The sequence below is a fragment of the Arthrobacter sp. M2012083 genome, assembly GCF_000281065.1.
Classification (GTDB): domain Bacteria; phylum Actinomycetota; class Actinomycetes; order Actinomycetales; family Micrococcaceae; genus Arthrobacter.
The window spans coordinates 26,459-45,071 of the sequence record NZ_AKKK01000031.1 but is presented as its reverse complement, the minus strand read 5'-3'; the positions used below and the strand labels follow the sequence as shown (position 1 = coordinate 45,071).

General features: G+C 60.8%; 18 protein-coding genes. 4 read left to right on the top strand and 14 right to left on the bottom strand.

From position 1 onward, the window contains the following. Positions 1-21: 21 nt before the first annotated feature. Entirely contained in the window at positions 22-1,845 is a 1,824-nt protein-coding gene (locus A477_RS0114830; RefSeq protein WP_017199743.1) for a DUF8094 domain-containing protein, read from the bottom strand. A gap of 202 nt (positions 1,846-2,047) precedes the next feature. Between A477_RS0114830 and A477_RS0114825 the strand changes: the two genes are divergently transcribed. Then, positions 2,048-3,355: an AI-2E family transporter gene (locus tag A477_RS0114825; protein WP_017199742.1), complete on the top strand. Its 1,308-nt coding sequence runs from the start codon at positions 2,048-2,050 to the stop codon at positions 3,353-3,355. Between the two features lie 72 nt (positions 3,356-3,427). On the opposite strand, the gene A477_RS0114820 is transcribed toward A477_RS0114825, so the two are convergent. After that, positions 3,428-4,222, bottom strand: a complete 795-nt coding sequence (locus tag A477_RS0114820) for an alpha/beta hydrolase (protein WP_017199741.1) — start codon at positions 4,220-4,222, stop codon at positions 3,428-3,430. Positions 4,223-4,241: 19 nt separating this feature from the next. Then, a complete protein-coding gene (locus A477_RS0114815) occupies positions 4,242-4,589 on the bottom strand; it encodes an Rv1322 family protein (RefSeq protein WP_017199740.1) in 348 nt (115 codons plus the stop codon). 57 nt (positions 4,590-4,646) lie between these two features. Between A477_RS0114815 and nucS the strand changes: the two genes are divergently transcribed. The 3 genes from nucS to A477_RS0114800 all read left to right on the top strand — a co-directional run bounded on the left by nucS (position 4,647) and on the right by A477_RS0114800 (position 7,141). Then, on the top strand, positions 4,647-5,342 hold the full coding sequence (gene nucS / locus A477_RS0114810) for an endonuclease NucS (protein ID WP_017199739.1): 696 nt from the start codon (positions 4,647-4,649) through the stop codon (positions 5,340-5,342). A gap of 47 nt (positions 5,343-5,389) precedes the next feature. Next, the gene (locus A477_RS0114805) at positions 5,390-6,637 is read left to right on the top strand and encodes an N-acetylglucosamine-6-phosphate deacetylase (protein WP_017199738.1); all 1,248 of its coding nucleotides are present in this window, start codon (positions 5,390-5,392) and stop codon (positions 6,635-6,637) included. A gap of 300 nt (positions 6,638-6,937) precedes the next feature. After that, positions 6,938-7,141 carry a cold-shock protein gene (locus A477_RS0114800; RefSeq protein WP_017199737.1) on the top strand — a complete coding sequence of 68 codons (204 nt, stop codon included), beginning with the start codon at positions 6,938-6,940 and terminating at the stop codon, positions 7,139-7,141. A 178-nt stretch (positions 7,142-7,319) separates the two neighbouring features. Here A477_RS0114800 and A477_RS0114795 read toward each other — a convergent pair whose 3' ends face one another. From A477_RS0114795 to atpB, 11 genes are all read right to left on the bottom strand, one after another. Continuing rightward, entirely contained in the window at positions 7,320-9,836 is a 2,517-nt protein-coding gene (locus A477_RS0114795) for a bifunctional lysylphosphatidylglycerol flippase/synthetase MprF (RefSeq protein WP_017199736.1), read from the bottom strand. Then, the gene (locus tag A477_RS0114790) at positions 9,818-11,116 is read right to left on the bottom strand and encodes an alpha/beta hydrolase (protein ID WP_017199735.1); all 1,299 of its coding nucleotides are present in this window, start codon (positions 11,114-11,116) and stop codon (positions 9,818-9,820) included. The genes A477_RS0114795 and A477_RS0114790 overlap by 19 nt, the downstream gene beginning before the upstream one ends. A 5-nt stretch (positions 11,117-11,121) precedes the next feature. Beyond that, positions 11,122-11,553, bottom strand: coding sequence for a DUF2550 domain-containing protein (locus tag A477_RS0114785; RefSeq protein ID WP_017199734.1), 432 nt, complete (start codon positions 11,551-11,553; stop codon positions 11,122-11,124). 10 nt (positions 11,554-11,563) lie between these two features. Continuing rightward, positions 11,564-11,848 (bottom strand): F0F1 ATP synthase subunit epsilon, encoded by a 285-nt coding sequence (locus tag A477_RS0114780; RefSeq protein ID WP_014922172.1) that lies wholly within the window; start codon positions 11,846-11,848, stop codon positions 11,564-11,566. Between the two features lies 1 nt (position 11,849). Beyond that, entirely contained in the window at positions 11,850-13,301 is a 1,452-nt protein-coding gene (gene atpD / locus A477_RS0114775) for a F0F1 ATP synthase subunit beta (RefSeq protein WP_017199733.1), read from the bottom strand. Between the two features lie 84 nt (positions 13,302-13,385). Next, positions 13,386-14,276, bottom strand: a complete 891-nt coding sequence (locus tag A477_RS0114770) for a F0F1 ATP synthase subunit gamma (RefSeq protein WP_011775258.1) — start codon at positions 14,274-14,276, stop codon at positions 13,386-13,388. Between the two features lie 76 nt (positions 14,277-14,352). Beyond that, entirely contained in the window at positions 14,353-15,990 is a 1,638-nt protein-coding gene (gene atpA, locus A477_RS0114765) for a F0F1 ATP synthase subunit alpha (RefSeq protein ID WP_026005655.1), read from the bottom strand. Positions 15,991-16,075: 85 nt separating this feature from the next. Further along, positions 16,076-16,903 carry a F0F1 ATP synthase subunit delta gene (locus tag A477_RS0114760; protein ID WP_017199731.1) on the bottom strand — a complete coding sequence of 276 codons (828 nt, stop codon included), beginning with the start codon at positions 16,901-16,903 and terminating at the stop codon, positions 16,076-16,078. Beyond that, complete coding sequence (locus A477_RS0114755) at positions 16,903-17,460, bottom strand: F0F1 ATP synthase subunit B (protein ID WP_017199730.1); 558 nt, start codon at positions 17,458-17,460, stop codon at positions 16,903-16,905. Before A477_RS0114755 ends, A477_RS0114760 begins: the two co-directional genes overlap by 1 nt. Before the next feature lie 55 nt (positions 17,461-17,515). Then, on the bottom strand, positions 17,516-17,719 hold the full coding sequence (gene atpE, locus A477_RS0114750) for an ATP synthase F0 subunit C (protein ID WP_009356484.1): 204 nt from the start codon (positions 17,717-17,719) through the stop codon (positions 17,516-17,518). 77 nt (positions 17,720-17,796) lie between these two features. Next, positions 17,797-18,597 carry a F0F1 ATP synthase subunit A gene (gene atpB / locus A477_RS0114745; protein ID WP_017199729.1) on the bottom strand — a complete coding sequence of 267 codons (801 nt, stop codon included), beginning with the start codon at positions 18,595-18,597 and terminating at the stop codon, positions 17,797-17,799. Positions 18,598-18,613: the final 16 nt, after the last annotated feature.

Genomic DNA, 18,613 nt, shown 5'->3' with positions numbered 1-18,613 from the left:
CCCCCCTGCCATGGGTATGCCTTATTTGAAGCTGGCTCCGACCAACCCGCGGGTGGCCGCCACGAGCTTCATGGGGTCCGCAGAACCTGCCGGCGGAATGTACACAGCCACTGATTCGGCGAAGTTCAGAACCATGCCCGTAGTGGTTTCCTTACCACCGGCGAAGACTGCGGAATCGTCCTCAAGCACAAGCTTGTCGCCTGCCGCCTTGGGCGTGCCTTCGAAAGCAAAATCCAAACGTCCCACAACAACGGCGCCGCCGTCAGCTGTCCGCAACACCACAGTCTGGTTGGTGACCGGCGTATGCGTGAACTTGAAGTTTGCGCTGGTTCCGTTCTTCACAGTGTCCGCCTGGTAGGCAAGTGCCCCGGCGATGTAAGGGGAAGACTGCCCGTCGGCCAACTTGCTTCGGTTGGGCGAATCCGGGTTCGTCAGCATTTCACTCAGGATTTCCAAGGCCTCATTACCGCTGTAGGCCAGGCCTGTGCTGTCACTCGCCGGCACAGCCTCAGTTCCGTTGCGCGGAATGGGGAATGACGGGAAGTTGGTGCCGGGCTGCAGCGGCGCGCTGCCCCACAACTTGTAGTTTTCACGAGGCGAAAGCTGCACAAGGGTCAGGACCTGCGGCACCACGTTTCCTTCACCCTGGGTGAGGGCGAAGACGGTTCGGGGCCAGTCCCGCTTGGTGCTGATAACACTGCTCTGAAGCTTGGTAGCCCGCACCGGCATGCGCGGCTCGTACGCAGACACAGCGGACCGGATCTTGTAGTTCTGGGTCCGGATCTGGAGTTCCATCTTGTCCACGCGCGGCGCCAATTTAGCCGCGTCCTTGGCAGCGTCCGCCGCATCCACAGTGCTCGCTACCTGCTCAAGGATCCGCTGCAGCTGGGATTCCAGCATGACAGGCGTCCCGCCTTCGGCAGTTGCCGCAGCGGACGAGGTCGTGGTGGCCTCGGGGGTGGTCGTGGCTTGGGCGGCGACTGCCGTCCCTCCGACCAGGACGGCTGCCAGCGTAGCGGCGAGAGCCGTGACGCGGAGGGCTGGACCTTCGGTGCCGGCACCGGGGCGACGGCCTCGGTCGCCAGCAGGCGGCTGAACTGTGGGCGACTGGGTAGTGGGCGACTGGGTAGTGTGCGCCTCAACGCCCGGCGACTTAGCAGTAGAGGACTGCACCGGGAGCGTGGTGGTCTCTCCGCCATCGCGCGGCTCGTCGTCGTCGTGCTTGCGGCGGTTACTGAGCGCTTTAGCGATGAACGGCAGCGCCGCTCCGATCAGGATGATGATGATGCCCAAGACAATCAGCGGCACTGCCCAAGGGGTGGTGGCGTTGTTCGGGAACGTCATGGAAATCGACGACGGCGCAGGTTGGGTACCGTCGCCGGCAACCAGCAGGGACCACTCACCATCGGCGGGAGGGTTCCACGTGTAGTCCAGATCGCCGCTGGCGTCCTCCGTGCTGACCCACAAATCGGATCCAGCCGGGGAAGGCGCCGTGGCCTCGCCATCGGCAGAGGACACCTCCAGCGACTTCTGGTCCGCTGAGACACCGGTCAACGTATTGTGGGCAGTCTCGCCGACCCAGGCTTGGACGTCGTCCGGGCGTCCCGTGGCAACAATGAAGTTGCCTTCACCCTGGATCTTGATCTTCACCGGCCCGTCATGGAGGGCGATCAACTTTTGGTCGATCACGGTCAGCGGGGCAGCTTTGGTATCGCTGGGAACCGAAGCCGTCACGGTCTCGGAGGGGGCCCAAAAAGTCAGCTGGCCAATACCGGCCAGCATCGTCAGCAGGCCCAGCAGCACCAGCAAGGCTGCAGTCTTCAAACGCACAGGATCACCTATCATCAGCGGTCGTTGAACTTCAAGGGTAACCGTTTTGTTATCAGAGAGTCAGATCGAGGTGATCTCCCCGACATCCCCAAAAGCCCGCCACCGCGCCGCTGCAGCGCCATTCCGCGCTCCTGATAGTGTGGCGATGATCATGATATCCGGGCCTTCCAACGCCTAAGTCCACTCCGTACCACCACTGAAAAGGCAGCTAAACCGCGTGAAAGACCACATGGAGCCCCGTCCCGCCGATGAGCCCGGGGCAAGTGCGGTGGATGCCCCTTCCGAGGGCACCTCCGCAACGGTGCCGGCTGCTACGGTTCCGGTCCGTACCGGACGCCTTGCTGCTATCAGCCGCAGGCTCAGGCAACCCATCCCCGGCGCCCGGAACCGCGTACGTTTCGAGATGCCCCCGGAAGCTGAATCGGATGAAGCCCACGAAGGCTTCCGCCCCGAGGACGACCACGGCTTCGGAGCCCCCGGCCCGCGGATGTCATCCCAGCACCCTGTGTACGTCGGATTCATGGGTACGGCAGGCGTCGGCATTGCCCTTGCCGTGTTCTACATCGCCAGCAACACCACCCAGCTCATCTTGTGGATCGTCGCGGCACTCTTCATCGCCCTCGGGCTTGATCCCGTGGTCCGCTGGCTGGAAGGGCGCAAAGTGCCCCGGCCCGCCGGCATCCTCATCTCCGTCTCAGCCCTCGTGCTTGCGGTGGCCGGCTTCTTTGCAACGCTGATTCCCACCATCGTGGAGCAGGTATCGGAAATCGTCCGCCAAGCCCCGGAGTGGATCCGCAGCTTCCTGGACTCGGACTTCTTCCGCAACGCAGACAGCCAATTTGGCGTGCGTGACCGCATCACCACTGAGCTGGACAAGTTCGTCAAGGATCCCGAAGCGATGGGCGGCATCTTCGGCGGTGTGGTCGGTTTCGGTTCCACCGTGGCCAACGGCCTGTTCGGTTCCCTGATCGTCCTGGTCCTCAGCCTTTACTTCCTGGCAGCCCTGCCATCGATGAAGAAATGGGCCTATCGCCTCGCTCCCCGATCCCGCCGTCCACGTGTTGAGGCGCTTTCCGAAGCGATCACAGACTCCGTGGGCAACTACGTCATAGGCCAGGTTTGCGTTGCCCTCCTGAACGCAATTTTTGCCTTCATCCTGATGACCATCCTGGGCATCCCCTTCAGCGTCCTGCTTGCCTTCGTCGTTGCCCTGTTGGCGTTCATTCCCCTGGTAGGCGGCATGATCGCGGCAGTTGTAGTCATCCTGGTAGCACTTACCGCTGGCTGGCAGACAGCCGTGATCTACGCAATCGCCTACTTCGCCTACCTGCAGTTCGAGGCGTACTTCATTTCACCGCGCATCATGCAGCGCGCAGTAGCTGTACCGGGGGCCGTGGCGGTGATCTCGGTGATTGCCGGCGGCAGCCTGCTCGGCGTACTTGGCGCACTGATCGCGATCCCAACGGCGGCAGCAATCATGCTGCTGATCAAGGAAGTATTCATCGTCCGCCAAGATCGGCACTGAGTACCCGCGACCGGGTCAAGCACCCGCGACCGGGTCAAGCACCCGCGACCGGGTCAAGCACCCGCGACCGGGTCAAGCACTCGCGACCGGCCCCGCCCACTCGCGTGGCAGGCCGTCCACTCCGGCACCTGCCACAGTGACGTCGTCGACGATTTCATCCAGGACGCGGGCCGCGTACTTCTCGCCCACCCAAAGGTGTTTTGCACCGTCGACGCCGACAAGCCGGGCTTGCGGTACAAGACTGAACCGCTGGGCTGCTTCAGCAGGCTGCAGGTAGTCGTCGTGTTCCGGCACCAGGACCGTCAACGGCTTCCCGGCGGCTGCCCACTCCTTGAGGTGCACGTCCGTGGCGCGGTGCAAGGGCGGGGACAGTAGCACCGCTCCTTCGATTTGCGCTGCCACAGGCTCCACCGCCCCGTACATGAGGGCGAGTTCGGTGCCGAAAGACCACCCGACGAGCCAGCGGTTCGGGAGCCCGCGTTCCACAGCGAACCGGACGGCAGCTTCAACGTCGTAGCGCTCACCAATGCCTTCCTCGAACTGACCGTCGCTGGTGCCCCGCGGTGACGCCGTGCCCCGCGTGTTGAAGCGCAGGACTGCAACTCCCGCCAGCGCGGGCAGCCGGTAGGAGGCCTTGCGGTATACGTGGGAATCCATGAATCCACCGTGTGTGGGCAGCGGGTGGAGCGTGATCAGCGTTGCGGTTATTTCCCCTGATGCGGGGAGTGCGAGCTCGCCCAGCAACACCTTGCCGTCCTCGGTGGTGAACTCCACATTCTCGCGCAGGGCGGGGAGAACCGTGGAAGCACGAATTTCCGATGGTGCGTCCTGCGGGGTGAAAACGAACGAGGCGGGGTCGAAAGTCATGCAACCAAGCCTAAGGGAATCAGCGGTAGCGGTACGTCCGGGATGTCCAGCAATTGGTATGCCAGTGCCTGCGTTCGGCCAAGCCCGCGGCTTGCCCGAAGAGATGGCTGTCCGACCACACCACCAAGTGGGCTATGCCCGGCAGGATCGCGGTGGAACAACCAGGGCAGATGTATTGCTTTTCTGCCTTTTTGGCCGTCATGGTCCGCACCATCCAGTCGCCGTCCGGTGCACTCTCACGCCGTGCAATGCCGCCGCGTGCCCGCTCAAGGTCAAGCTCCGGCGTCGGTTCCGTCCATTTGCTGCCACCGGCGTTGCCGGAGCGTGTGCTGGACGCGTTGCGACGAGGACGGTTGGAGCGGGGCATGCTTCCATTCTGCCCCAGCCACCCTGTTGTAGATGGTGAGACGGTAATGTGGGGCGGGTGCGACTCGTCATAGCCCGTTGTTCTGTTGATTACGTTGGCCGCCTCAAGGCCCATCTTCCCCTCGCTACCCGGCTCCTACTGGTCAAAGCGGATGGATCGGTGTTGGTGCATTCCGACGGCGGTTCCTACAAGCCGCTGAACTGGATGAGCCCCCCTGCGACCCTTCGGGTGACCTCGCCGGAGGAAACCGAAGTAGAGGAAGGCGTGGTGGAACAGTGGACGGTTCAGTCGGCCAAAACAGATGACCGCCTCATCATCAACATCTATGAGCAACTGCACGACACCTCGCACGAACTCGGCACTGATCCCGGCCTGATCAAGGACGGCGTCGAAGCAGATCTCCAAAGGCTGCTGGCCGAGCAAATCGAGCTCCTGGGATCCGGTTACTCCCTCATACGTCGCGAGTACTTCACAGCCATCGGCCCTGTGGACATCCTGGCAAGGGATGCTGACGGCGCCACTGTTGCCATTGAGCTGAAACGCCGTGGAGACATCGACGGTGTGGAACAGCTCACGCGGTACCTTGAACTGCTCAACCGCGACCCCCTGCTGGCCCCCGTGAGGGGCATTTTCGCTGCCCAACAAATCAAGCCGCAAGCGAAGGTACTGGCCAACGACCGCGGAATCGATTGTGTCACCCTGGATTATGACGCCATGCGCGGTGTGGATGACAGCGAGTCACGGCTCTTCTGAGTTATCCCCTTCGGGAGACTGTGCCGCGGGCCACTAGAATCGGAATCATGACTGTCGCATCCGGTTTTCCCTCTTCCTCCGCTCCGAGCCATCAGATCATCCGAGGAACGCTTGTTAGCGACGGGGAGGTAGTGGAAGACGGCCTGGTTGCCGTCGACGGGGACAGAATTGCCTACGCGGGACCGGCCAAAGGCTTCGATCCCCAGGAGTTCGAGGGCTTCCAGAGCGCAGTCCGCTTAGGGATCCCCAGCGGCAGCTACATTTTCCCTGGACTCGTGGACCTTCACTGCCATGGTGGTAACGGCGGCGATTTCCCTGGCGGCGAAGAAGGCTCGGCGCGTAGGGCAGTGGAATTCCTGCATCGCTCAGGAACCACCACGTTCCTTGCCAGCATGGTCACCGCTCCCCGGGCAGATCTGCTTCGAGGCATCGAGCTTTACGTGAAGCTCGTGGACGAAGGCCTCGTGGCCGGTATTCACCTTGAAGGCCCTTTCCTATCCCATGCCCGTTGCGGGGCACAGAATCCGGACTACCTGCTGGAACCCGACCTGGAACTCATGGACGAACTGGTGGGCGCCGCTGCGGGTAAACTCGCCACCATGACTTACGCCCCGGAGCTTCCGGGCGCTGCTGCCTTGGTGGACTTGATGACTTCCCATGGAGTCACCCCTTCCTTGGGTCACACGGACTGCGACGACGCCACAGCCGCCGCGTCGCTGGCTGCGGCCCGCGAGGGACTCGAGTCAGCAGGATTCGACGGCGTCAGCTCGCTCCCCACGGTCACACACCTTTTCAATGGGATGCCGCCCCTGCATCACCGTGCTCCTGGTCCCGTCGCGGCATGCCTCCGCATGGCCCAGGAAGGGAAGGCAGTGGTTGAACTCATTGCTGACGGAACGCATTTGGACCCCAGCACCGTGGCCACCGTCTTCCAGTTGGTGGGAGCGGGCAACATCGTGCTGGTAACGGATTCCATGGCCGCGGCAGGACTGTCCGACGGCAACTACATGCTTGGCCCATCGCCGGTCACTGTCATCGATGGCGTGGCCACACTGGATGCCACCGGCTCCATCGCCGGGGGCACCTCCACGCTCTTGGAAGTCGTCAGCAAAACGGTGGCAGCCGGCGTCGCGCTTCCCGACGCAATTTGCTCGGCGACAGCGGTCCCGGCTGCTGTCTTGGGACTTTCCGACGAAATAGGCGGGCTCCGCCGGGGACTCCGGGCCGATGTCGTAGTAACAAACGAGGATCTGGAACTGACAGGCGTAATGCGCAATGGCCAGTGGTTGTCTTAGTTGAGCGACTGCCTTGGTTGTAGCGAAAAGGACTTTGGTGAATTGCAGAAGCCGACGTTACCTTCTTTTTACCGAAAATTTTCCTGAATTGCCCGAAACACCGTTGACCTCCGGCAGAGCTCATGAAAGTGTTGTAGCAGTCTTTGTGTAGGTGGTTTTCATGCTCGCAAGACCAGTTGCGAGCGTGAAGCTCCTGCGAATCAACCAAGCCCAGGCTTGTGCGGTATTCAGGTCTTCTCGCGGAGTAACAAACCCGGTACGAGGTGTATCGGACTGATGTTCCACAATGAGGAGAAATACATGGCACTGGGAACCGTCAAGTGGTTCAACGCTGAAAAGGGCTTCGGCTTCATCACCCCGGATGACGCGGATGGAGACGTTTTCGTTCACTATTCCGAGATCCAGACCGGTGGCTTCAAGACCCTCGATGAGAACCAGCGCGTTCAGTTCGAGATCGGTCAGGGAGCCAAGGGCCCCCAGGCAACCGGCGTTACGGTCGTCTAGTCTCACCCGTTGATCCCTGCTTGTCGCAGATACAACAAACACGTTGACCCCGGCTTTCGAGCCGGGGTCAACGCGTCTTAACCTAAAGAATGCCAGCCGCCATAAATGGCTTGTCAACAAGACCTGTTACTAACCATGAAGAAATACCAAATGGGTCCTTCGGATAAGTGTTGACAATTCAACCAACCAAGCTCCGGAGCAGCCGCGCGGAATGCCGGACTGACAATCCCGGAAGATAGGCCCTGCTCAGCGCACGCCCAATTGCAGGAAGATGCAGCGGGTCTTGGTAGTACATGTACAACGTTCTGTACTCGGGCTGGAACCTCGACTTAAAGGACGCCAGCGACCTGAATCCGTAAACAGGTTCCAAAGCGTGCCCCACCACCTCCAGTAGTCCTGCCAAGCCTTTGGCCCGCTGCTCGATTTCGCCCTTCTCCTGGGCTAAAGGCGACCCGGACAAGGAAATCAGCTCCACCGAATCCCGCAGGTGCAAAACGGCCGAAGCGATCAGGAACTCCATGACCCCCGGGAAGGCATCGCCCCGCCGCCGCATGAAGTCCAGTGTCCAGCTGACAACCACACCGTCCTCATAGACGGGAAGCCAACTGGTGACACCATAGACAAAACCCTTGTCGTCCAAAGCGACGCAGCACAGGACGTCGTCGTCATCCAACTCGTCCAGGCCTCCCATGGTAAAGCCCATTTCCGGGATCTTCTTCTGGGCTGCCCATTCCTCGGAAACCTCACTGACTTGGGCACGCACCCCATGCGGGAGTTCGCAGTATCGGCCCCAACTGGCCGTGATTCCCATCTTCGCGGCACGGTTGAGGGAAGTTCGGACGTTTTGCCACTCCTTGCCCTTGAACTCCAGGCCCCGGATCCGCAGTCGAGTCTCTTGGGCAACCGACACCCGGCGGAAGCCGCGCGATTGCAGCATGGGCCAGAGTTCGTCCGTGCAGGAGTAGAGGCATGGCGTCAAGGCATGCTGCGAGCAGTAGTCCAGAAACCCTTTGGCGGTTGCCGCGTGGTACTGCCGCGCGCCGAAGGGGCCGGCCAGCGTCAATGCCACATGGCTGTGCTGCTGGTACGCCACGCCCCCTGTGCCCTCTGGAGTGAACCAGTATTTGTTCGGCTCCCAAAGGGCCATCCACGACAATGAATCTCCGCCCCGCTTCACCAGGGCGCGTGCTCGCTGACGTGCCTCGCGGTCAAGTCCACCCGTGTGATGTCCGCGGATCAGCAACACCCACACGCCAATCAAAGCAACAAGCCAAAACACCGTGCCGGAGTAGGAAAAAAGGAAAACTTCCAGCACATCACGCTCGGCGAAAACCTTGCGGTAAACGCCGGGAAGCGGAACGGGGAGATACTGGCGGGCGAGCTCAGCCACCAAACCCAGCAAGCCGCCGTCGCGAACCAGTCCACCGGAAGCCAGCCACACCCCTGTATACGCAAGGCTGAGCCCTCCCCCAGTCAAGCCGACCACCCAGAACACCTTTCGGCGAAGGTGGTCGGAGGTCACCACACGGAAGTGGCCCCGATACGCGAACAGGAGAAGCGCCAAAGCCAACGGGACCAGCACCAGCGGAATGATGTGAACCACAGCCGAGTTGAGCATCCCCACATGTGGGCGTCCTGCCGGCTGCGGCAGACCGGCAAACAGGCCAAGGTAGATCGTGGACAAGACGACCACCACCAACTGCACGCCGATGGCAATGCCCAACGCGAGCCGGCGTCCGCGCCTCATGCCGTCGGCGCAAATCAACAGCAGGACAACCGGCACCACGGCCAAGGCCAGGCCGAACGGCCCTGTGTAACCCTGGCGTGCGACCTCCAGGCAAGCGACGTCGATGGAGCCCCCGCAGTTGCTTTCCAGTTGGCTCAGGGTAGGCAGCGGGTTGAGGATGACGTCCCGCAACAGGGCCAACGGCCCGGATGGACTCTTGGCTGCCGCGGTCACGATGGGCCCCACGGCAAAAATTGCCATGGTGAGTGAGAGGAGGTTCCGGATTTCACGGCTGGTTGACCTATGAAGGTGGAGATGGCCTTGGCTGCTTTGCATCCACCATCCGGTGAGCAAGCCAATCAGCGCGCCCAAGAAACCAACAACTGTCTCTGCATGTCCTACATAGAGCACCAGCAACAGGGAAATGGAGAGCACCACTGTTCGCAGGCGACGCTGCCATAACGTGGGCAGGAGCGCACTCGCGGCCAAAGCTGTAGCAAGAACCGCACCGTAGGGTCCAATCAGCTGGGTGTCGGCCATCTCTGAAAGCCACCCGTCATCGACGTACTGCGCTACCTGGGTCACCAAGAGGAAGGCCGAAATGCAGCCGAACTGGCTGCCGAAGAACACTCCAGCCGTTTTGAGGGAGCCCAACTGCCGCTCTGCCAGTCCGAGCAGGAACACGATCATGAGGACGGCAGTGGCATAGGCCAACGGGTTGGTGGTGAAGAACAGTGACGTCCAGATGGACCACCATTCCCCCGAGCGCAACCCTTCCAGGGACACACTGGCCACCGGAAGCCACGACCGGGGTGGCCCCGTCAGCAAGCTCCAAGAGACCAATGACAGGCCAACAAAAACGGCAAGCACGAGCAGAGTGAACGGCGTTGCCCGCACATGCCGGCCCGCCTGCCTCAACGCAGGCTCCGCCACACCTTTGAGGGTAAGGCTCACCGCGGCAACCCCCACCGGTTGGCCAGGAAGTCGAGGCCGCCTGGCATTCCACGAATCACTGCATCCCAAGAGTGCCCGGCCTGAGGAATGGAATGTTCTTCCGTTTCAAAACCGGCGTTCCGTGCAGCACCCGCAAGCTCATGCATGTAGTCAGTGAACTCGTGGTCATCTTCGCCCGAAACCAGATACACCCCGCTGCCGGCAAAGGTGCGCTGCTGCATCAACACCAGAGGTGTCCGGGATTCGAAGTCTTCAACGTCGCCGTCGAATGAATCCGAAATAGTCTTGCTTCGATCCTTGGCCAGGGCAGGTTCCCTTTCTGCGGCGAAAGGCAAAATGGAGGCGAAGAGATCCGGGTGCAAGGTTCCCATTTGCATGGCGCACGTGCCGCCGAAAGAGAAACCGCCAACAGCCCATTGCTTGTGATCAGGCGTGACATCCAGGTTCTGCGTGATCCAGGCTGGCACATCCTGGGAAAGATACGTGTCCACCGAGGCGATCTTGCTGTCCATGCACATAGTGTTGGCGTTGGCCGATCCGTTGGGGTCGACCACCACTGTGACAGGGGCAATCCCTTGATGATTTTCAGCGAACTGGTCCAGCAGGGAACGGAGCTGACCACCAGTCAGCCAATCCGCCGGACCACCCGGCTGACCGGCGAAGAGCACCAGCACGGGCAGCGCTGGACGGGAGTCCGCCAGATAGGCAGGAGGCAAATAAACATACGCTTCCCGTGCATTGAAGCCGGAGACCTCACCGGGAATGTCTGCTCTGCGCAGGACGCCGTTTCGGGGCATGGAGTCCGGGGCTTTCCACACGGAGGGGGCCGGACCGGGCTTCGCATCCGGCGTGCGTTTGAGGCTCGCTTCGAGTGGCTGTATTCTCGCCACTGCAGTACCCAGCAGGTCCGAGACCGTGTTATTCAGTCCGAAATAGAGATTAATCTGGACCACGCATAAGAGCACAACGCCGAGCATCGCCACCACACTGAACGAGCGGCCGCGCCAAGAGTTTCGAGGGAAGCGCGCAGCGCACAGGAGAAGGGCTGCGACGGCGGGCACAGCCCAGGCCACGGTCTGAAACGGCAGGTTCTCAGAGAATGTGGCTAAAAGGTCCACCAAGATCCAGTGAATCAGCGCTACCACGCCTACGGCCACCAGTAGGCTGCTCACGACGAGCAGCGGCCAGGAACGTCGTCGACGCCATAGAAGGTATGCCCCTCCGGCCGCGCCACAGGCGATGCTCAACCAGAGGAACGGCCCATCAACCAGACTGACGTCCGAAAGAAAGTCCATGGCGCCTAACGCCAGGTTCCGACGCCGATGACCGGCCCTGCTTCAAGCCACGACGACAATCCCGCGTAGGCATCGAAATTCATGGCGAGCATGAACTTCTTGCCTTCGTACTGCAGTTCAACCACAACCACGCCAGGCTGGATCCTGACGAGTTCTTCTTCCGTGGGCTGGCGGCGGCCAAGCAGCTCAAGTGAGCTGCGTGTGAACCTGTGCTTGGGGATGACGCTTAGGGACATCAAGCGGAACCACTCAAGCTCATTGTCCTGATAACGACAAACCCCCATCTGCCAGCTGTTTCCAGCCATGCAAATGGAGGCGTCGACCGTGCCCAGGGCGCGCCGCAGATTGAAGCGGCGCACCCCGAAAAGGCACAGTGAAATGATCAGCAACGTAAACGCTGTTGCCAGGGCGATGAACGGAATAAGGGAATCGTCCATCAAGGTCGTGCTATCGGATCCCCGCTGTAGCCGCTTCGCCCAATTTGGCGTTGTCAGCAACAATGACCACGCGATCGTTGTCGACGGAGAAGAATCCGCCGTCAACAACTACTGCAATGCGATCACCGGAAACCGGCTGGATTGCCAGCTCGCCCGCGGCCATGATGGCCAGAAGGGGCGAGTGGCCCGGCAGGATTCCGATTTCACCATCACTGGTGCGGGCCTTCACCATCTTGGCCGCGCCGGACCACACGAAGTGGTCCGCTGCGACAATCTCAACCTCGAGCTCAGCCATACTACTTGGTCTGTTCCTGGATCTTGGCCCACTGACGCTCGACGTCATCCAGGCCGCCGACGTTGAAGAACGCCTGCTCTGCAATGTGGTCCAGATCGCCGTCACAGATGGCCGTGAAGCCTTCCACAGTGTCCTTGATGGACACGGTGGAGCCCTCGACGCCGGTGAACTGCTTGGCGGTGTAGGTGTTCTGGGAGAGGAACTGCTGGATACGACGTGCACGCGACACGACGATCTTGTCCTCTTCAGACAGTTCGTCAACACCGAGAATGGCGATGATGTCCTGGAGTTCCTTGTTCTTCTGCAGGATCTGCTTAACACGAACAGCCGTGTTGTAGTGATCCTTGCCGATGTACTGGGGATCCAGGATACGGGACGTGGACGTCAGCGGGTCAACGGCCGGGTACAGACCACGGGAGGCGATTTCACGGGAAAGTTCCGTGGTCGCGTCGAGGTGTGCGAAGGTCGTTGCCGGAGCCGGGTCGGTGTAGTCATCAGCCGGCACGTAGATGGCCTGCATCGACGTGATGGAGTGACCCTTGGTGGAGGTGATGCGCTCCTGGAGCAGACCCATCTCGTCAGCAAGGTTGGGCTGGTAGCCCACAGCGGACGGCATACGGCCGAGCAGCGTGGAAACTTCCGAACCCGCCTGCGTGAAGCGGAAGATGTTGTCGATAAAGAGCAACACGTCCTGGTTCTGAACATCGCGGAAGTACTCCGCCATGGTCAGGGCAGACAGGGCCACGCGGAGACGCGTTCCCGGCGGCTCATCCATCTGGCCGAACACAAGGGCGGTGTCCTTCAGAACGCCTGCCTCTTCCATTTCAACCCAGAGGTCGTTACCTTCACGGGTACGCTCGCCAACACCGGCGAATACGGAAGTACCACCGAAGTTGCGGGCAACACGGGTGATCATTTCCTGGATCAGAACGGTCTTGCCAACGCCGGCGCCGCCGAACAGGCCGATCTTTCCACCCTTGATGTACGGGGTGAGAAGGTCGATGACCTTGATGCCGGTCTCGAGCATCTCCGTGGAGCCCTCGAGGGAAGCGAAGGACGGAGCCTTACGGTGGATCGGCCAGTAGGCGTCAGCCTTGATCTCGGACTCTTCGACGTCCAGCGGCTTGCCGAGAACGTTGAAGATGTGGCCCTTGACGCCGTCGCCGACGGGCACGGAGATGGGAGCGCCGGAGTCCCGCACAGTGGTGCCGCGGACCAGGCCGTCGGTTGCCTGCAGGGAGATGGCGCGAACGAGGTTGTCACCCAAGTGCTGGGAGGTCTCGAACGTGATGGTCTTCGTCTGGCCGTTGAGAGTGATCTCAGTGGTCAGAGCGTTGTAAATCGAGGGGATTGCGTCAGCCGGGAATTCGACGTCGACAACCGGACCAATAACACGGGCAATGCGGCCGGTAGCACCGGCCGTAGCTACGTGTTCGGTAGCAGTGGCAGTCATCTCTCTCACTTCACTCAGTAGATGGCGTGGGTTTAAGTTTATCTGTTTGGTGCAGGTGCGGCTTTTAGCCGAATCCGTTGGAGGCTAGGACGCGAGGGCGTCTGCGCCGGCCACGATTTCGGAAAGCTCCTGCGTAATCTCGGCCTGGCGGGCCGTGTTGCGAAGGCGCGTGTACTTCTTGATCAAGTCGGTAGCGTTGTCACCGGCCGACTTCATAGCGCGCTGGCGGGCTGCGAGCTCGGAAGCTGCGGCCTGCAGCATGGCTGCGAAGATGCGGGACTCGATGTAACGCGGCAGCAGTGCGTCAAGCACCTGCTCTGTTTCCGGCTCAAACTCGTACAACGGCAACAGCTCGGATTCCGAGGCTGCTTCCTCTTCGACGACCTCCAACGGGAGCAAACGGATAACCGTCGGCTCCTGCGTCACCATGGACTTGAAGCGGGTGTAGACAACGTGGATCTCGTCCACGCCGCCCTCTTCGAAGTCAGTGGAGAAGTCTTCAAGAAGTGCGGCTCCGACTTCCTGCGCGGTTTCGAATTCCGGTGCGTCCGTGCCACCAGTCCATACGCGGGCGTAGGACCGGTTGCGGAAATCGAAGTACGCCTGCGCCTTGCGGCCAACCAGGTACGCCTTGACTTCCTTGCCTTCTGCGTGAAGAAGCTCTGTGAGACCTTCAGCCTGCTTGAGCACGCTAGCGGAGTAGGATCCTGCAAGGCCGCGGTCCGATGTAATGATCAGGACTGCGGCGCGGCGGATCTGCTCCGGCTCGGTGGTCAGCGGGTGGTCGATTTCGCTCTGAGTTGCGACAGCAGAAACGGCGCGGGTAATCGCGTTCGCGTAAGGCAGTGAAGCTGCTACGCGGGCGCGGGCCTTACCGATGCGCGAGGTAGCGATCAGTTCCATCGCCTTGAAGATCTTGCGCATCGACGTCGTCGAGCTGATCTTCTGACGGTAGACCCGAATCTGGGCTCCCATACTTATCCTTTCCTATGTTCCCGATGTGCTGTCCTGCCGGGGCCCTTTCGGACCCCGGCAGGACAGGTAATCGGAACTAGCGCTTCTGCTTGACGATCTTTTCCTGGTCGACGTCGCCGCCGGAGATCGCTGCGTGCTCTTCATGGCCGGCGCCAACCAGGTGGTTGTCGCCTTCGCCGAAGAAGCCCTTCTTGAAGGAAACAATTGCTTCCTTCAGTGCTGCAGCGGTGTCGTCATCCAGGACGTTGGTCTGCGCCAGCGTGGTCAGGATGGAGGACTGGTGCTTGAGGTGCTCCAGGAACTCGGACTCGAAGCGGCTGATGTCTTCAACCGGAACATCGTCCAGGTAACCGTTGGTGCCGGCCCAGATCGAAACAACCTGGTTCTCGACCGGGAACGGTGAGTACTGGCCCTGCTTCAGCAGTTCCATCAGGCGTGCACCACGGGTCAGCTGCTGACGGGAAGCGGCATCCAGATCAGAGGCAAACATGGCGAATGCCTGCATGTCGCGGTACTGGGCCAGGTCGAGCTTCAAAGTACCGGAGACCTTCTTCATGGACTTGACCTGTGCAGCACCACCAACGCGGGAGACGGACACGCCAACGTCAACAGCGGGGCGCTGGTTGGCGTTGAAGAGATCCGACTGAAGGAAGATCTGGCCATCGGTAATGGAGATCACGTTGGTCGGGATGTAGGCAGAGACGTCGTTCGCCTTTGTCTCGACGATCGGAAGACCCGTCATCGAGCCGGCACCGAGCTCGTCGGAGAGCTTGGCACAACGCTCCAGCAGGCGGGAGTGCAAGTAGAAAACGTCACCCGGGTATGCTTCACGTCCCGGCGGACGGCGCAGCAGCAGGGACACGGCGCGGTAGGCTTCGGCCTGCTTGGACAGGTCATCGAAGATCACCAGAACGTGCTTGCCGCCATACATCCAGTGCTGGCCGATGGCCGAACCTGCGTAAGGTGCCAAGTACTTGAAGCCAGCGGGGTCAGATGCCGGGGACGCCACGATGGTGGTGTACTCCAGAGCGCCGTGATCCTCGAGGGTCTGACGGACGGCTGCGATGGTGGAAGCCTTCTGGCCAACACCCACGTAGACGCAACGTACCTGCTTGGTGACATCTCCCGAAGCCCAGTTGGCCTTCTGGTTGATGATGGTGTCCACGGCGATGGCAGTCTTGCCGGTCTGGCGGTCACCAATGATCAGCTGACGCTGGCCACGGCCGATCGGAATCATGGCGTCGATAGCCTTGAGGCCGGTCTGCATCGGTTCGTGAACCGACTTGCGTTCGGTAACGCCCGGAGCCTGGAGTTCCAGTGCACGGGTGGCTTCGGCCTTGATCTCGCCGAGGTCGTCGATGGGCTGGCCAAGGGGGTCGACAACGCGACCCAGGAAGGCATCGCCCACCGGAACGGACAGGATCTCACCGGTACGGTGAACTTCCTGGCCTTCTTCAATACCGGTGAAGTCACCGAGGATAATGACACCGATCTCGCGGACGTCAAGGTTCTGGGCAAGGCCCAGCGTGCCATCTTCGAAGCGAAGCAGCTCGTTCGCCATGACCGAGGGAAGACCCTCAACACGGGCGATGCCGTCACTTGCGGTGGTCACACGACCAACCTCTACGCGCTCTGCGTTACCGGGTTCGTAGGACGCCGCGAACTCGTTCAACGCATTACGGACGTCGTCGGCGTTGATGGTCAATTCGGCCATCTGCAGTCCCTGCTCTCCTGTTTTCGTGATCATCGTTGCTCACGATGACCGGGTTTTATATCAGTTAAGTTGTGCTTTGTCTTCGCTAGCCAGCGAGCTGGCGACGGAGTTCGGACAGACGGGCGATGACCGAAGCGTCGAGCACTTCGTCACCCACCTGGACCCGTATTCCACCGATCAGTGCAGGGTCAACATTGACGTTGACCTTCAGTTCGCGGCCGTACAGGGCATCAAGCCCGGCCTGCAGACGGCTGGCCTGCGTTTCCGTCAACGGACGGGTAACGCTGACAGTTGCAATCCAGCGCTGCTGGCGCTTGGCTGCAAGCTTGGCGAATGACTCGACGAGCTTGCTCGGCTTGACACCGCGTGGCTGCGTAACTGCCTGGCGGATGAGAACCTTTGCTTCCTCGCTGCTGCCAGGAACAAGTTTCTCGGCCAGTGCAATCTTCGCCGCAGGAGATGCCTGCGGTTCGGACAGAGCACGTTGTACTTCGTGGCTGGAGGCGACGGCCTGGTTGAAGGCAAACAGATCGTTTTCCAGCTCTTCCAGCCCCGTGATACCGGAGGCAGAAACGGCCGACTTGTTTTCAGCTACGGCAATGACAACCGTGGCGGCAAGCGTCTCGAGTGCATCGCCGATATCGCGGGCCGATGCCCAGCGCGAGCTGGCCAATCCGCCTGCAATCTCAGCAGCATCAGCGGAGACTTTTCCGCCAACCAGCTGCTTGACCAGCGCCGACTTCTCGTCACCGGAACGGGACGGGTCAGTCAGGGCGCGGCGCAAGCCAGCCGAGCTGTCCACCGTTCCCAGGATTCCGAAGAGGTCCTTAGCCAACTGCAGCGAGGCGAAGGGAAGCTTGGCTTCCAGCTGCGCCAGCGCTGTGGTCAGCGATTCGCTCGATATACCTGCCATTATTTAGCTGCACCTGCGCTCTGGGTCTCCAGATCTGCAAGGAAGCGGTCCACAACACGTGCGGCGCGCTGGTCGTCGGTGAGTGCTTCCCCAACGATGCGGCCGGCCAGCGTGGTGGCCAAAGTGCCAACCTCGGAACGAAGCGAGACAACAGCTGCCTGGCGCTCCGACTCGATGGCAGCGTGTGCCTGCTCAGTGATGCGTGCAGACTCCGCTGCAGCCTTTGCCTTCAGGTCCGCGAGGATCTGGGCGCCTTCGGCGCGTGCTTCTTCACGGATTCGGTTGGCTTCGGCACGGGCATCAGTGAGCTGCTGCTTGTACTCTTCGAGAGCAGCAGAAGCTTCTGCCTGTGCCGCTTCGGCCTTTGCAATGCCACCTTCAATTGCTTCGGCGCGCTCTGCGAAGGTCTTCTCGAACATCGGAACAATGAACTTGATCACGATGTACAGGAGGACCGCAAAGCCGACGAGGACGACGCCCATTTCCCAAACATTGGGAACGAGAGGGTTAGCGGCCTCTTCGCCTTCAGTGGCGGCTGAGATGATCAGCTGATTCATATTTCACCCGTCCTATCTACTCGGTTGCGGAATTCGCTTGTTCTGAATCCGAAGACTAGAGAACGAACGCGAAGACGAGACCGAGGATGGCGAGAGCTTCGGTCAGTGCCAGACCAAGGAACGCGATCGGCTGCAGCACACGCTGAGCTTCCGGCTGACGAGCAACACCGTTGATGTAAGCCGCGAACACGAGACCCACACCGATACCACCGCCGATTGCGGACAGACCGTAACCTACGAGGTTGAGATTGCCTTCCATTTTTTTCCTTTCAAGATGCCACCCATGTGGCAGGTTGTTTGGTTTACTTCAATCCCCACAAGGGGAAGTTTGGGAGCCTAGTGGCTGTCGGCGTGCAGCGCGCCTTCGATGTAGATCGCGGTCAACAGAGTGAACACGTAAGCCTGCAGTGCCATGATCAATGCTTCGAGCATGTACATGGCGATTGCCCCGACCAGTACCAGGACCGAGGTGCCCTTCAAGAGGACGTTCTCCTGCATCACCAGGTACTCGATACCGGAACCGGCGAGCATGACGATCAAGTGACCGGCCAGCATTGTTGCGAACAGACGGAGGCTGTGCGTGACCGGGCGGACCAGGAAGTTGGAGATGATCTCGATCGGTACGACGATCGGGAGGATGTACCAAGGAACACCGGAGGGAACGGTCGCGAGCTTGAAGTACTTCAGGCCGTTCTTCTTGATACCGATGATGATCCACGTGAAGTACACGATGCCGGCCAGCACGTAGGCGCCGCCAACGTGCGAGAAGCTCGGGAGCTGGATCACCGGGATTGCGCCGTAGATGTTGTTCACCAAGATAAAGAAGAACAGGCTGAACAACAGCGGGACGTACTTGATGAAGTCCTTGCCGCCGATGATGTCCTTGGCGATGCTGTTGCGGACGAAGCCGTAGGCCATCTCGCCTGCGAATTGCAGCTTGCCGGGAACCAGCTGCTGCTTACGAGCAGCGAGGATGAAGAATGTAGCGATAATGACGACCGAAAGGATCACCAGCAGCATCTGCTTGGAGAATCCGTCGTGTGCACCCCAAGGCAGGATTGCCGGCAGGTGCATTTCGTCGATTCCGGGTGGGGTGAATGACCCCGAATCCTGGGCGGGGAGCGCAAGCGCGATCAACGCGTTTCCTCTCTGC